Annotated in this window: 15 protein-coding genes; 5 read left to right on the forward strand and 10 right to left on the reverse strand. The window is 58.6% G+C overall.

The genetic code is table 11. The features are described 5' to 3' along the window. Positions 1 to 9: 9 nt before the first annotated feature. From CD175_RS13025 to CD175_RS13040, 4 genes are all read right to left on the reverse strand, one after another. Positions 10 to 756: a YebC/PmpR family DNA-binding transcriptional regulator gene (locus CD175_RS13025; protein WP_007977329.1), complete on the reverse strand. Its 747-nt coding sequence runs from the start codon at positions 754 to 756 to the stop codon at positions 10 to 12. A 128-nt stretch (positions 757 to 884) separates the two neighbouring features. Then, positions 885 to 2,660 (reverse strand): aspartate--tRNA ligase, encoded by a 1,776-nt coding sequence (gene aspS / locus CD175_RS13030; protein ID WP_104449215.1) that lies wholly within the window; start codon positions 2,658 to 2,660, stop codon positions 885 to 887. Positions 2,661 to 2,781: 121 nt separating this feature from the next. Next, positions 2,782 to 3,003 (reverse strand): FmdB family zinc ribbon protein, encoded by a 222-nt coding sequence (locus CD175_RS13035; RefSeq protein WP_032829812.1) that lies wholly within the window; start codon positions 3,001 to 3,003, stop codon positions 2,782 to 2,784. Positions 3,004 to 3,139: 136 nt separating this feature from the next. After that, entirely contained in the window at positions 3,140 to 3,475 is a 336-nt protein-coding gene (locus CD175_RS13040; protein ID WP_104449216.1) for a ribbon-helix-helix domain-containing protein, read from the reverse strand. A gap of 530 nt (positions 3,476 to 4,005) precedes the next feature. Between CD175_RS13040 and CD175_RS31900 the strand changes: the two genes are divergently transcribed. Continuing rightward, positions 4,006 to 4,608: a cold-shock protein gene (locus CD175_RS31900; protein ID WP_095965394.1), complete on the forward strand. Its 603-nt coding sequence runs from the start codon at positions 4,006 to 4,008 to the stop codon at positions 4,606 to 4,608. Between the two features lie 90 nt (positions 4,609 to 4,698). On the opposite strand, the gene CD175_RS13050 is transcribed toward CD175_RS31900, so the two are convergent. Both CD175_RS13050 and CD175_RS13055 read right to left on the reverse strand, forming a co-directional pair. Then, entirely contained in the window at positions 4,699 to 4,905 is a 207-nt protein-coding gene (locus CD175_RS13050; RefSeq protein WP_007977339.1) for a SlyX family protein, read from the reverse strand. Positions 4,906 to 4,908: 3 nt separating this feature from the next. Next, on the reverse strand, positions 4,909 to 5,334 hold the full coding sequence (locus CD175_RS13055; RefSeq protein ID WP_104449437.1) for an HIT domain-containing protein: 426 nt from the start codon (positions 5,332 to 5,334) through the stop codon (positions 4,909 to 4,911). 910 nt (positions 5,335 to 6,244) lie between these two features. Between CD175_RS13055 and CD175_RS13060 the strand changes: the two genes are divergently transcribed. Further along, positions 6,245 to 7,573: an OprD family porin gene (locus CD175_RS13060; protein ID WP_104449217.1), complete on the forward strand. Its 1,329-nt coding sequence runs from the start codon at positions 6,245 to 6,247 to the stop codon at positions 7,571 to 7,573. Positions 7,574 to 7,714: 141 nt separating this feature from the next. Here the strand turns inward: CD175_RS13060 and CD175_RS13065 are convergent, their stop codons facing one another. Then, positions 7,715 to 8,557 (reverse strand): mechanosensitive ion channel family protein, encoded by an 843-nt coding sequence (locus CD175_RS13065; RefSeq protein ID WP_104449218.1) that lies wholly within the window; start codon positions 8,555 to 8,557, stop codon positions 7,715 to 7,717. 138 nt (positions 8,558 to 8,695) lie between these two features. Beyond that, a complete protein-coding gene (locus CD175_RS13070; RefSeq protein WP_007977344.1) occupies positions 8,696 to 9,181 on the reverse strand; it encodes a YajQ family cyclic di-GMP-binding protein in 486 nt (161 codons plus the stop codon). A gap of 135 nt (positions 9,182 to 9,316) precedes the next feature. Between CD175_RS13070 and CD175_RS13075 the strand changes: the two genes are divergently transcribed. From CD175_RS13075 to CD175_RS13085, 3 genes are read left to right on the forward strand one after another with little or no spacing between them, the layout of a single operon-like run. After that, positions 9,317 to 10,234: a putative 2-dehydropantoate 2-reductase gene (locus CD175_RS13075; protein ID WP_104449219.1), complete on the forward strand. Its 918-nt coding sequence runs from the start codon at positions 9,317 to 9,319 to the stop codon at positions 10,232 to 10,234. Positions 10,235 to 10,279: 45 nt separating this feature from the next. Then, entirely contained in the window at positions 10,280 to 12,316 is a 2,037-nt protein-coding gene (locus CD175_RS13080) for a sensor histidine kinase (protein WP_104449220.1), read from the forward strand. Between the two features lie 2 nt (positions 12,317 to 12,318). Further along, positions 12,319 to 12,900 (forward strand): cob(I)yrinic acid a,c-diamide adenosyltransferase, encoded by a 582-nt coding sequence (locus CD175_RS13085; RefSeq protein WP_104449221.1) that lies wholly within the window; start codon positions 12,319 to 12,321, stop codon positions 12,898 to 12,900. Between the two features lie 117 nt (positions 12,901 to 13,017). Here CD175_RS13085 and CD175_RS13090 read toward each other — a convergent pair whose 3' ends face one another. After that, complete coding sequence (locus CD175_RS13090) at positions 13,018 to 13,962, reverse strand: Nudix family hydrolase (protein ID WP_104449222.1); 945 nt, start codon at positions 13,960 to 13,962, stop codon at positions 13,018 to 13,020. Then, positions 13,959 to 14,591, reverse strand: coding sequence for a glutathione S-transferase family protein (locus CD175_RS13095; RefSeq protein WP_104449223.1), 633 nt, complete (start codon positions 14,589 to 14,591; stop codon positions 13,959 to 13,961). The genes CD175_RS13090 and CD175_RS13095 overlap by 4 nt, the downstream gene beginning before the upstream one ends. Positions 14,592 to 14,615 lie beyond the last annotated feature (24 nt).

Raw genomic sequence — 14,615 nt, forward strand, 5'->3', positions numbered from 1 at the left:
ATCGGTACATCAACCGAGCTGCGCGGCCACCGACTCCGGGATTTCCGCGTTGGAGTAGACGTTTTGCACGTCATCCAGGTCTTCGAGCATGTCGATCAGCTTAAGGACCTTCTCGGCGCCTTCCAGATCAAGCTCGGCGCTGGTGGTCGGCAGCATGACGATTTCCGCGTCGTCACCCTTGAAACCCGCCGCTTCCAGTGCGTTACGCACGGAATAGAACCCGGCAAACGAGGTGAACACATCGATCGAACCGTCTTCGTTGGTCACCACGTCATCGGCGTCGGCTTCCATGGCCGCTTCCATCAGCGCGTCTTCGTCAACGCCGGCAGCGAAAGAGATCTGCCCCTTGCGTTCGAACAGATAGGCCACCGAACCGTCAGTCCCGAGGTTGCCACCGCACTTGCTGAACGCATGACGAACAGCGGCGGCGGTGCGATTACGGTTGTCGGTCATGCATTCGACCATCACCGCCACGCCGCCCGGACCGTAACCTTCGTAGGTCAGCTCGACCACGTCGTCGGTATCGGCAGCGCCGGTACCGCGGGCGATGGCACGATCGATGATGTCACGGCTCATGTTGGCACCCAGGGCCTTGTCCAGGGCCAGGCGCAGACGCGGATTGGAGCCTGGATCACCACCACCCTGACGGGCAGCGACGGTCAGCTCACGAATCCACTTGGTGAAGATCTTGCCCCTCTTGGCATCCTGACGTTCTTTGCGGTGCTTGATGTTCGCCCACTTGGAATGACCTGCCATAACTCGCTCCGAATTCTCTTTGAAACATTGCCCGCCGCGCTGTATTGCGCCGGCCGGCAAACAAAAATCTTGAACAGCTCTGCCTATAAAGAAAGGGCGCATCCGCAGATGCGCCCTTCGGGTCAGCCTTACTCGGCCTTAGGCGTTTCACGCAAACGAATGTGCAACTCGCGCAATGCCTTGGCATCCACCTGGCCCGGCGCCTGGGTCATGACATCGGCCGCGCTCTGGGTTTTCGGGAAGGCGATCACTTCACGAATCGACTGGGCGCCGGTCATCAGCATCACCAGACGGTCCAGGCCGAAGGCCAGGCCACCGTGCGGCGGAGCGCCGTATTTCAGGGCGTCGAGCAGGAAGCCGAATTTCTCTTCCTGCTCCACTTCGTTGATGCCCAGCAGACGGAACACCGACTGTTGCATCTCTTTGCGGTGGATACGGATCGAACCGCCACCCAGTTCAGTGCCGTTCAACACCATGTCGTAGGCACGGGACAGAGCGCCAGCCGGGTTGGCTTCCAGCTCTTGCGGGGTGCACTTCGGCGCGGTGAACGGGTGGTGCAAGGCGGTGAAGCTGCCATCGTCGTTTTCTTCGAACATCGGGAAGTCGACGACCCACATTGGCGCCCACTTGCAGGTCAGCAGGTCCAGGTCGTGGCCGAGCTTGATCCGCAGCGCACCCAGGGCTTCGCTGACGATCTTCGCCTTGTCGGCGCCGAAGAACACGATATCGCCGTCGACCGCGCCCACGCGATCGAGGATCACGTTGAGGTTGGCTTCAGGAATGTTCTTCACGATTGGCGACTGCAGGCCTTCGACGCCTTTGGCGCGCTCGTTGACCTTGATGTACGCCAGGCCCTTGGCACCGTAGATGCCGACGAACTTGGTGTAGTCGTCGATCTGCTTGCGCGGCATGCTCGCGCCGCCAGGCACGCGCAGGGCGGCGATGCGGCATTTCGGGTCGTTGGCCGGGCCGCTGAACACCTTGAAGTCGACTTCCTTGAGCTGGTCGGCCACGTCAACCAGTTCCAGCGGGTTACGCAGGTCTGGCTTGTCGGAACCGTAGCGGCGCATGGCTTCTTCGAAGGTCATATGCGGGAACTCGCCGAATTCCAGACCCAGCACTTCCTTGAACAGGTTGCGGATCATTTGCTCGGTCAGGCCCATGATCTCTTTTTCATCGAGGAAACTGGTCTCGATGTCGATCTGGGTGAATTCCGGCTGGCGGTCGGCCCGCAGGTCTTCGTCGCGGAAGCACTTGGCAATCTGGTAGTAACGGTCGAAGCCGGCCACCATCAGCAGTTGCTTGAACAGCTGCGGCGATTGCGGCAAGGCGAAGAACGAACCGGCATGAGTTCGGCTCGGCACGAGGTAGTCGCGCGCGCCTTCCGGGGTGGCACGGGTCAGGATCGGCGTTTCTACGTCGAGGAAGCCGTTCTCGTCCAGGAAGCGACGGATGCTGGTGGTCATGCGCGAACGCAGACGCAGCTTCTCGGCCATTTCCGGGCGACGCAGGTCGAGGAAGCGATAGCGCAGACGGGTTTCTTCACCGACGTCGGAGAATTCGTTCAGCGGGAACGGCGGGGTTTCCGATTCGTTCAGCACTTCCAGCTCGTAGCCGAGGACTTCGATCATGCCCGACGCCATGTTGGCGTTGGTCGCACCGGCCGGACGCAGGCGAACCTTGCCGGTGATCTTCACGACGTACTCGCTGCGCACGCGATCGGCCGCAGCGAAGGTTTCAGCGCGGTCCGGATCGAACACGACCTGTGCCAGACCATCACGATCACGGATATCGAGGAAAATCACCCCACCGTGGTCACGGCGACGGTGAACCCATCCGCAAAGGGTAATTTCCTGGCCGTCCAGGCTTTCGTTCAGTTGGCCGCAATAATGGCTGCGCATCATGGTCGTGGTTTCACTTCTCGTAATTCGAAATTCGGTTGGAGATCCTACAGCAGCCCCGCCTTTAAAAAGTCGCCGGGTGATGCAAGAGCTCGCGTGTGTCGTTCAATTCAGGTTCAGGACCTTAGTCAGCTTTGTCGCCGCCGGCCAGGTTCTTCTTGGAACCGGTCTTGAAATCGGTTTCGTACCAACCCGTGCCGCTGAGGCGAAAGCCCGGCATGGACAGCAATTTCTTAAGCTCTGGCGCCTGACAGGCAGGGCAGTCGACCAGCGGTGCATCGCTGATCTTTTGAATGGCTTCCAACTGATGACCACAGGAAGCACATTGATAATCGTACATCGGCATGGAGGTTGTCTCGGCGATCAGATTGCTACCGCACACGCAGGGTTTCGCGGCAAAGAGCGGGATTATATCCATTAAATGCGGCCTGTGCAGCCGTAAGACTGCACAGACCGACACTCTGCCGTTTTCACCGCCCAGACTAGGCAGTGACGATGTACCCCCCTTTCTTGAGGCTGTGTACGACACAGACGACCCGCACCAATCCACTGAAATTCCTTACTCCGCCATGACGCAAGTGAACTTCGCGATCCACATGTGATAACAGACTACTGACCGAACAACCGTTGGCCCGGGCCATTGCTCCCAAAATATCCCAATAAACCTGCTCAAGCCGCAAACAGGTAGCAAAGCCATTCAATCGTACGGAGCGGGACAAGGGCTGGGCCAATCCCATATCGAATTCGCGAACAAACGGATCAACCCTTACATCCCTGTGCGAACCGCATCGCCCCTCTTCTTGCCTTTCATAAACCATAACGCTGACACTCCTTTGCCATCCTGGTTTCTTAAAGCGCAACTTTGTGTCGACTTATAAAAACGCAGGTGCAAAGGTATTTTCCAGCCGACTTTATGACCCTCGACGTAGGATAAGCCAACAACTGTTGGCAGACCCTGGAGATCGTCCTACGCCGGACGTTTTCCCACGCAGCGAAACGAAGCCTCCTTCAGAAACACCCTATGGAATGACGTAGGAAAGAAGAGCCCAAGCATCCACGCCACTTTTTCATGCGCCTGCATACGCGGACCAGCAAGTCACCTGCCTTACCGCAGCCGCGGAACTTCGGGCAACCTGCGGCAAATCACCGCCAAAGAGCCGCCGGACGCCCTGATTTGAGTAGCCTGCGGCTTTGCTGTTAAATAGACAGCGTGTCGCCAGTGCCTATTTTTCCGGGCATGGCGCATAGGCTGATACCGGGCACGTGTCCAGCGCCTCTTTATTGTCTTGAAGCGAACCGTGCGCCATCAGCTCTTCCTTGTGAGCTGTCTTAACGTGAGTTAATCAAAATGTTGAAAATCGTCCATCTGTTGATAGGCGCAGCAGCCTTGCTGCTGTCCTTCATCCCTAGCCTGCACCCTGAAGCCTTGCCTTACCTGCAACAACCTGACGCGCTGTACCTGGCCTTTTTCGGCCTGCTCAATCTCACGCTTGCACCTGTCATCCCTTACTGGAACAAAGGTCCGCGCCACCAACTGCAAAACCTGGTCAGCGTCCTGCTGGCTCTGGCGGTAGTACTGCAGACTCTGACGCTGATCGCGCCGATGCCTGTCATCGCCGGTCAACCTGCCGTTCTGTTCAGTCTGGTCGCAGCCCTGATCGCTGTTGCCCTGCACCTGGGCATCAGCTTCTACAAATCGTCACCGGTCGCTGCCTCGCCAAGCTACGACATGAGCAACCGCGATACCGGCACCGTCAAGTGGTTCAACACGTCCAAAGGCTTCGGCTTCATTTCCCGCGACTCCGGCGACGATATCTTCGTCCACTTCCGGGCCATTCGCGGTGAAGGCCACCGCGTCCTGGTAGAAGGCCAGCGCGTGGAGTTCTCTGTCATGAATCGTGACAAGGGCCTGCAAGCCGAAGATGTGATCGCCGCACTGCCACGCCGCTGATTCAAGGCTGAAAAAAACCGCGTACAGCCAGGCTGTACGCGGTTTTTTCATGCCTGCATGTTGCTTACTGCAGGTGCTTACTGCAGTTACTTAGTAGTGCGGCGGTGGCGCTTCCTCTTCGAACGATTCGAACTGGCCGACCATTTCCTCCTGCCGCTTGAGCAACGCAGCCATTTGCAGTTGAAGACGCTCGACCACCCGCTGCTGCGCAACCAGCACATCATTCAATGCCTGGATGGTGTCATCCTGAAAGGCCAGGCGGCTTTCAAGATCGGTAACGCGTTCTTCCAGGCTCATGGTTCAGCCCTCCAGAAACGTAAAGTCATCGGTCAATATCAGGCGCAAACGCTCGCGAATGGCGGCAATCTGCTCCGAACTGTAGGGTTTTGCCGGATGCCTACCCCAAACTGGCGCCGGCCACGCGGCATCTTCACGCTTGCGCACGATCACGTGCATGTGCAACTGGCTGACGACATTGCCCAGCGCCGCGACATTCAACTTGTCCGCATCGAACGAGTCCTTGAGCACTTGCGAAAGCGCCGTCGTCTCCTGCCAAAGCTGTCGCTGGTCTGCGACATCCAACTGAAATATCTCGCTGATAGCCTCACGACGAGGTACCAGGATGAACCAGGGATAGTTCGAGTCGTTGGACAACAGCAACCGGCAGAGCGGAAAGTCCCCGATCGGTAACGTGTCTTGTTGAAGTCGTGGATCTAGAGCGAACACTGCGCGTACTCCCGCCGGGTCATCATTTTTCAGCTTAGCGCCCATCCAGAGGAGCGGCGCACCAAGCGACCGGACGGCAGCATACCTGTGAACGGCGCACGCTTCACGGCGAACCTTGCACAGACGCCACGAGTGCCAGCGAAAAGCTGACAGCCCGCCCCCGAATGAGACACTTTTCGACGCCGCGCACCACCACAGAACCGGCCGGCCGAAAAAAAAGCCGAAATGACTGATAAACAACGAAGAGTTCGTGCCAGACACTCGATCAACAGGAATGAGTTCAGCACAATGTTAAAATTTTTTTGCACCAAAACCGCACAGTGGGTCTACGCTGAATGCTTCGACATCCGCCATTTACTCACTGGCGGGGTGAACCGGTAACATTTTTGGTTGTCAGGCAGTCGACCAGAAGGGTGCAACATGATGCGAGGCAAAGCGTCAAGCCCAAACCAAAGGCGCTTGAACCCCCCGGTTTTATGAGGTTTTTACAGCGCCAGAGCGTCAATTTGAAAAAACCGCAAAAAAACGTGATTTTGTGCACGCTTGTTGCATACATACCCAACATCACCTGAGTGACACCCGCTGGAAGTGGGGGGCATTCAGGCAAAAAAGACAGTGGCAAGGTAGCCCGATGGAGATTCAAACGTTTCACCAGGACTCTTTTTACCGACACCCAGGCTCAGAAAACAGCATTAAAGTTGTCAGCCCGGTTGCGTCGGAGCTCGAAATTTGCGACATCTACCTCGCTGTTTGCGACATGGTCGTAAAGAACGCGAAAGGTTAGATACGCAAGTATCGCCAACATTGTCGGCGTGATATAAGTTTGCGCCGACACAAAAAGAAAGAGCCGCCCAGATAATAAAACAGGTGGGACGGCAGTACTCTTCTAAAACCAAAGGAGCAAATCACGATGCGCGTGATGAAGTGGAGCATGATCGCACTGGCAGTTGCAGCAGCAGCCAGTACCCAATTGGCTACGGCCGCCCCTTTCGTAAGTGACCAGGCTGAAGCCAAAGGTATTGTTGAAGACAGCTCTCTGAACTTGCTGGTTCGCAACTACTACTTCAACCGTGACCGTAAAGATGGCGCTACCGACCAGAAAGACTGGACCCAAGGCATCTGGGGCAATTTCAGCTCCGGTTACACCCAAGGCCTGATCGGTGTTGGCGTTGACGCTTTCGGTTACCTGGCAATCAAACTGGACGGCGGTGACGGCACCGGCGGCACCGGCAACATGAGCCGCGACGCCGATGGCGAAGTTAACAACAGCCAGGGCAAAGCCGGCGGCGCTGTTAAATTCCGCGTATCGAAAACCGAGCTGAAAGTCGGCGACATGCAGCCAAGCACTGCTCCAGTGTTCGCTGTTGGCGGTTCCCGTATCCTTCCTCAAACTGCCAGCGGTATCCAACTGCAAAGCAGCGAAGTCAAAGACCTTGACCTCGAAGCCGGTCACTTCTACTCGGCGACCAGCCAGGACCGTAACGCTCGTGACGGCGGCCTGTTTGCAACCTACGCTGGCGTAGAAGCCAACTCCATCGACTACTTCGGTGGCAAATACGGCATCACCGACAACCTGTCGGCATCGCTGTACGGCGCCAAGCTGGAAGACATCTGGAACCAGTACTACGCCAACCTGAACTACACCATTCCGCTGGGTGGCAACGAGTCGCTGAACCTGGACGGTAACATCTACAACACCAAAGACACTGGTGATGCCAAAGCCGGCGAGATCAGCAACACTGCTTACTCCCTGGCAGCCGCTTTCTCGTTCATGAAAGCGCACACCATCACCCTCGCCTTCCAGAAGGTTAACGGTGACACTCCGTTCGACTACATCGGTGTGGGCAAAAACAACCGCGGCGGCGACTCGATCTTCCTCGCCAACTCCATCCAGTACTCTGACTTCAACGCCCCTGGCGAGAAGTCTGCCCAGGTTCGTTATGACCTGAAAATGGCTGAGTACGGCGTTCCAGGTCTGAGCTTCATGACCCGTTACGTTAAAGGCTGGGACATCGACGGCACCAAAACTCCAGCTGGCAGCCCTTACGCTGGCCTGTATGGCGAAGACGGCAAGCACAACGAAACCAACTTCGAAGCCAAGTACGTTGTTCAGACTGGCCCGGCAAAAGACCTGTCCTTCCGTATTCGTCAAGCATGGCACTTCGCTAATGCTGACGAAGGTGAAGGCGACGTGAAAGAGTTCCGTTTCATCGTCGACTACCCGCTGTCGGTTTTGTAATCGCATCCAGTTAGTTTGCGGTAACAAAACAAAAGGCCCATCTTCGGATGGGCCTTTTTTGTTGTCCGCGCATATTGTTCAATTATTGAACAATCGCCCTACATGCCTGACCGAAAAGTCAGGCATGTATGACAAGGTCTATCACTGCACTGCGGACTCCTGAACCACGCGAATAACCCGCTGTGGAAATGGAATATCGATGCCAGCCTCTCTCAAACGATCACGGGACAGTTCGTTGAACATGAACATCACATCCCAATAATCCGCTGTCTTCACCCAGACACGCAGGGAAACAGTGATAGAACTGTCACCCAATGTCGAAATGACTGCCTGAGGTGCCGGGTCAGTCAATACACGCGGATCCTTGGCCAACTCCAGCAACACTTGCCGGGCTTTTTGCAAGTCCGCTTCATAATCGACGCCTACATCAAACACCACTTTGCGGGTCGGCTGGCGATTGGTGTTGGTGATAATGCCGTTCGACAGATTACCGTTAGGCACGATGATGGTCTTGTTGTCACCGGTGCGCAGTACGGTATGGAAAATCTGGATGCTGTCGACGGTGCCGGCAACCCCCTGAGCTTCGATCCAGTCACCGATACGAAACGGACGGAACAGCAAAATCAACACGCCGCCGGCGAAGTTCGCCAGGCTGCCCTGCAAAGCCAGGCCAATGGCCAGGCCCGCCGCACCAATCGCCGCCACAAACGAAGTGGTTTCCACACCGATCATCGAGGCCACGCTGACGACCAGCAGGATCTTGAGGATGATGTTCGCCAGGCTGCTGATAAAACCCTGCAACGCCAGGTCGGCATTGCGCAATGCAATCAGACCGCCGAGCTTTTTCGTGACTTTGTTGATCAGCCACCAGCCGATGGCCAGGGTGATGACCGCCAGCAGTACGCGACTGCCGTATTCCATGATCATCGGGATCCAGGTTTGGGATACCTTGACCAGGTTGTCTACCTCAGCGCTTAAGTCCATCTACTTTCTCCTGTTTTCCGGCTATGCGGCATGCGTAAAAAAAAGCGGCAGAAAGATCGAACCGCGACGGGTTCAATCGTTTCTGCCGTTGCTCGGGCCTCCGACGTCACAAACGCCAAGAGGTTCCCGCTTTCAAGGTCAGTCGCGGAAGTTGTTGAACTGCAGCGGCATACCGAACTCCTTGGCCCGCAGCACAGCAATGGCTTCTTGCAGGTCATCACGCTTCTTGCCGGTAATACGAACCTGCTCGCCCTGAATGGCCGCCTGGACCTTGAGCTTGGCATCTTTGACGTGAGCGACGATTTTCTTCGCCAGTTCCTTGTCGATGCCTTCCTTGAGGACGGCTTCCTGCTTCATCAGCTTGCCCGACGCGAAGGCATCCTTGACTTCGAGGCACTGCACGTCGATTTTGCGCTTGACCAGAGCCAGCTTGAGGATCTCAATCATCGCTTCGAGCTGGAAATCCGCTTCCGCGGTCAGGTTGACGGTCAGGTCTTTTTCCTTGAACTCGAAGCTGCCTTTGCCTTTCAGGTCATAACGACGATCGAGTTCCTTGACGGCGTTCTCGACCGCGTTGGTGACTTCGTGTTTGTCCAGTTCGGATACCACGTCGAACGACGGCATGTAATCTCTCCAAATTTAAAGGCGCACCGATGGAGCGCGCCTGGCTTGCGGTTAAAATCCGCGCTGATTATAACGGGTCTTTCCCATCATTCACTGTGAGCTGCCGATGCACGCCTTAAACAGAGCAAAAAGCTGATGTCCACCACCTGGCATGTACTCGGCGCCGGCAGCCTCGGCACTTTATGGGCCACACGCCTGGCACGGGCTGGCGTGCCGGTCAGGCTGATCCTGCGAGACACCGCGAGGCTACAGGCCTATGAGGCTGCAGGCGGATTGACACTGGTGGAACACGGCCAGGCGCAACACTACGCCGTGCCCGCCGAAACAGCGGACAGCCGCCAGCCGATCAACCGCCTGCTAGTGGCGTGCAAGGCCTACGATACCGAAAGCGCGGTGGCCCGACTGGCGTCACGCCTGGCTCCCGACGCCGAACTGATCCTGCTGCAAAATGGCCTGGGCAGTCAGGACGCGGTGGCCGCACAGGTTCCTCAGGCACGCTGCATCTATGCCTCGAGCACCGAAGGCGCCTTCCGCGATGGCGATTGGCGGGTGGTGTTTGCTGGACATGGCTTCACCTGGCTGGGGGATGCGCGCCATCCGGTCGCACCAATCTGGCTCGATGACTTGAGCACTGCCGGCATCCCTCACGAGTGGAGCACCGATATTCTGACCAGGCTGTGGCGCAAGCTGGCCCTCAACTGCGCGATCAACCCGCTGACGGTGCTGCACGATTGCCGCAACGGCGGTTTGCAGCAACATCAGTGCGAAGTGGCCACCCTGTGCGGTGAACTGGTGGAGTTGCTTGAGCGTTGCGGTCAGCCGGCGGCGGCCGAAAACCTTCAGCAGGAAGTCGAACGGGTGATTCACGCCACCGCGGCCAACTACTCGTCGATGCATCAGGACGTCACGAGCCAGCGCCGCACGGAAATCAGCTACCTGCTGGGCTACGCCTGCAAAGTGGCCGGGCGACATCAACTGAACCTGCCTCACCTCAAGCAGCTTGAATCAAGGTTGATCGCTCGCCTGCAAAGCCTTGGATTGCCCAGCGACTGAGCAGCGGCTACGCTGGCCACTTGTTCCTTGTTTGCGATGAATCCAATGCCATTGCGCCAGCGCCTTGAAAACCTGCCCGTCGGCCAGAAACTGCTGGCCGCCCTGCTGGTACTGATGGTCACCGTCCTGCTGGTTGCCAACCTGACCTTTATCAGCGCCGCGTACTACATCTCCCAGGAAAGCATGGCGCCCCAGGCCCTGCAGACCATCGGCCGGCTGGTATCCAACCCGAGCCTGGCCTCCGAAGCCCTGGCGTCACCGCAAAGCGCCGAGCGCCTGCTGAATGAACTCAACAGCTATTCGCCGTTGCGCGCGGCAGCCCTGTATGACGAAAAGGGTGAGCGATTGGCGCAATTGCAGCATGGCGACAACCTGGAGCTGCCCAAGCGTTTCCGGCATATCGAAGACTGGCAGGCCACCGAGTTTCGCACCAATCAAGTCATCACCCTGCCCCGCCCCGGCGCGGCACCGGGACACTTGCTGCTGGTCGCCAGCAGTGAACTGCCAGTGGCGTTCTACACGGGGACCCTGACGGCCAGCCTAGGCATTCTGATCTTCAGCGTGCTGTTGTGGCTGATCATTGCCCGCCAGATCAAGCGCCTGATCACCCGGCCGATCCACCAGCTCGAAGAGTTGTCGCGACAGGTCACCCGTGAAGAAAACTACGCACTGCGCGCTTCGCGAGGAAACCACGATGAAATCGGCAGCCTCGCCGAGGCGTTCAACACCATGCTCTCGCGGATCGAAGCCAGGGAGCAGCAACTCAAGCGGGCTCGGGACGACTCCCAGGCCGCTTACGACCAGGCCCAGGGCCTGGCGGAAGAAACCCGTCATACCAACCGCAAGCTGGAGCTTGAAGTCCAGGTGCGCAGCAAGATCGAGAAAAAGCTCACCGGCTTCCAGAACTACCTCAACAGCATCATTGACTCCATGCCGTCGGCGCTGATCGCCCTCGACGAACAGCTCTACGTGACTCAATGGAACCAGGAAGCCAGCGCCCTGTCCGGCACACGCCTGGATGAAGCCCTGAACCAGCCCATCTTCCTCGCCTTCGAACCGCTCAAGCCGTTCTTGCCGCAACTCAAGGAAACGGTCGAACAGCATACGGTGGCCAAAATCGAACGTGTTACCTGGATAAAGGACGACGAGCCCCGCCACTACGCCCTGACGTTCTATCCGCTGATGGGCGGTGCCGGCCGTGGCGTAGTGATCCGGATCGACGACATCACCCAGCGCCTGTCCCTGGAAGAAATGATGGTGCAGTCGGAGAAAATGCTGTCGGTAGGCGGTCTTGCCGCCGGCATGGCCCACGAGATCAACAACCCGCTGGGTGCGATCCTGCACAACGTGCAAAACATTCGCCGACGCCTGTCCCCCGACCTGCCGAAAAACCTTGAAGTGGCCGAACAGGCCGGCATCGAACTGGCGACGGTCAATCAGTATCTGAAAATCCGCGAAGTTCCACAGTTGCTCGATGGCATCCAGCAGGCCGGTGCCCGGGCCGCCAAAATCGTCACCCACATGCTCAGTTTCAGCCGTCGCAGCACCCGCCAGATGGCCCCGTGCGATCTGCCCGCCCTGATTGATCAGGCGGTGGAAATCGCCGGCAACGATTTCGACCTGGCGATCGGCTTCGACTTCAAGGGCCAGGCCATCATTCGTCAATTCGACACGGCGCTGGGCCCGGTCCCCGGCACCGCCAACGAACTGGAGCAAGTACTGCTCAACCTGTTGAAAAACGCTGCGCAAGCCATTCACCAGCGCGAAGACGACAGCGAGCCGGGGCGGATCATTCTGCGCACCCGGCTGAACCCGCCGTGGGCGGAAATCCAGGTCGAGGACAACGGCATCGGCATGAGTGAAAGCGTGCGCAAACGGACCTTCGAACCCTTCTTCACCACCAAGGAAATCGGCCAGGGCACCGGCCTTGGGCTGTCGGTGTCGTACTTCATCATCACCAATAACCACAAGGGGCAGATGGAAGTGCAATCGACCCTGGGCCAAGGCACTTGCTTCACCTTGCGCCTGCCCCTGGCGAGCACAACACCTGTCGCGCAAGAACTCAATCTGCTATCGAGGTAACCATGGGCTTTCGTTTGTCGAAGATTTACACCCGCACTGGCGACAAAGGCGAGACCGGGCTGGGCGATGGCCGTCGCGTCCCCAAGGATCACCCACGGATCGAGGCCATTGGCGAAGTCGATACGCTCAACAGTCAGGTGGGCGTGTTGCTGGCCGGGTTGGCGGCACAAACGGATACTTTTGCAGGCTTGCAGGAGGTGATCGAGGTTTTGGCGCCTTGCCAGCATCGCTTGTTTGATCTGGGCGGTGAGCTGGCAATGCCGGTGTATCAGGCGTTGAATGCAGCGGAAATCGAGCGCCTGGAAGCGGCGATCGATGTGTGGAATGAAGAGCTGGGACCACTGGAAAACTTCATCTTGCCCGGCGGTTCAGCGCTGATTGCCCAGGCGCATGTTTGCCGTAGTCTGGCGCGCAGTGCCGAGCGGCGGTGTCAGCAATTGAACGCGATTGAGCCGTTGGCCGGGGTTGGCCTGGCGTACATCAATCGGTTGTCGGATTTGTTGTTTGTGGTGGCGCGGCTAATTGCCAAGCGTCAGGGCGTGGCCGAGATTCTTTGGCAGCCTGCGGCGAAGCCTGAGGTTTAGCCGGCGCCTGTCAGGCCCTCATCGCGAGCAGGCTCGCTCCCACAGTGGATTTGTGGCGCACACAAAACCTGTGGGAGCGAGCCTGCTCGCGAAGGCGTCAGAAGCTACAGCACAGAATCAGGCCTCAGGCCAGAATGCCCGAATCCCCGCCACACCCTGCGCACCCGCCGCCCAGGCTTTCTCGACCTCGGCCGGGCCAACACCACCCAGCAGGAACACCGGCTTACTGAAGCCCTCGATCAAGCTCGACGCCTGCTCCCAACCCAACGGCTCCGCGCCAGGATGCGTCAGAGTGGGTTGAACCGGCGACAGGGTCACGAAATCCACGCCCATCTGTTCGGCCAGCGCCAGCTCTTCAGCGTTATGGCACGAGGCCGCCAGCCAGCGCGATGCCGGTAGCGGTCGACCAGCCGCTGCGTATTTGCGCAACTGCGCCGAAGTGATGTGCCAACCCGCGGACGGGAAATCGCCCAACCACTCGAACGGCCCCTTGATCATCAATTGTGCCTTGCCGGCACACAGGCCCACCGCATCGACAGCCAGGTCGCGATACTTGGGGTCGTAACCGTTCGGTGCGCGCAACTGGATCAGCTTGATACCACCGGCAATGGCCTTCTGGATGCCACGCAACAACGCCGGAGTTTCCAGATCTTCCGGGGTAATCAGGTACTGCGATGACAATCGGGCCGCCGCGACGATCGGCTGATTGGCCGCCGGGAACTCGTAACCCGACAGATCCCGGGGCGACACCCAGGCCAGCGGTTGGCCTTCGGCGCCATGGGGCTCGCCGCTAAACGCCGAGACTTCCCAGACATCCAGCAACACCTGTTTGTCCGGGTAATCGTGCCGAACCTTGATCAGCGGGCGCGCCGCGTCGACCACGATGCCCAGCTCTTCATGGAGCTCGCGGGCCAGTGCGGTTTCGACCGACTCGTCGGCCTCGACCTTGCCCCCGGGAAACTCCCACAGGCCGCCCTGGTGCTGTGAATCGGCACGGCGGGCGATCAGGATCTGGCCACTGCCATCGCGGATGACGGCGGCGGCGACATGGACTCGCTTCACTTTTCCAACTCCTCCAGTCCGGCCTTCTGCCAGGCCTTGAACGCCGGCCATTGGTAGAGGGTTTCAACATAGGCTTCGTCAGCCGCGGACAGCTTCACCCGATAGGTGCGCAGGCGCACGGCGATGGGTGCAAAGAACGCGTCGGCCAACGTGAGGCGGCCAAACAGGTACGGACCGCTCTCGGTCGCGACAGCACGGCACTCGGCCCACAGTGCCGACATGCGTTCTATGTCGCCCTGAACGTCAGCCGGGACCGGCGACAAAGGGGCGTCATGGCTCAGGTCGAACGGCATGTTGCCACGCATGGCGAAGAATCCGCTGTGCATCTGCGCGCACGCCGAACGTGCCTGGGCACGGGCGGCGGTGTCTTTGGGCCACAGGTTCGCGTCGGGGAACCGTTCTGCCAGGTATTCGGCAATCGCCAGAGAGTCAGCGATGGTGCCGTGCTCGGTCTTCAGCAGCGGGACCTTCCCGGTCGGCGAATGCTTGAGCAGACGCTCGCGGGTGTCCGGCTGGTTCAGTTTGATCAGTTCTTCGGTGTAGGCCGCGCCGGTCAGATCCAGAGCCAGGGCGCCGCGCAGGGACCAGGAAGAAAGCAGTTTGTCGCCGATGATCAGGTGCAGGCTCATGTTCGGGACCTTTTGATGAGGGGG

Source organism: Pseudomonas laurylsulfatiphila, from assembly GCF_002934665.1.
GTDB classification, from domain to species: domain Bacteria; phylum Pseudomonadota; class Gammaproteobacteria; order Pseudomonadales; family Pseudomonadaceae; genus Aquipseudomonas; species Aquipseudomonas laurylsulfatiphila.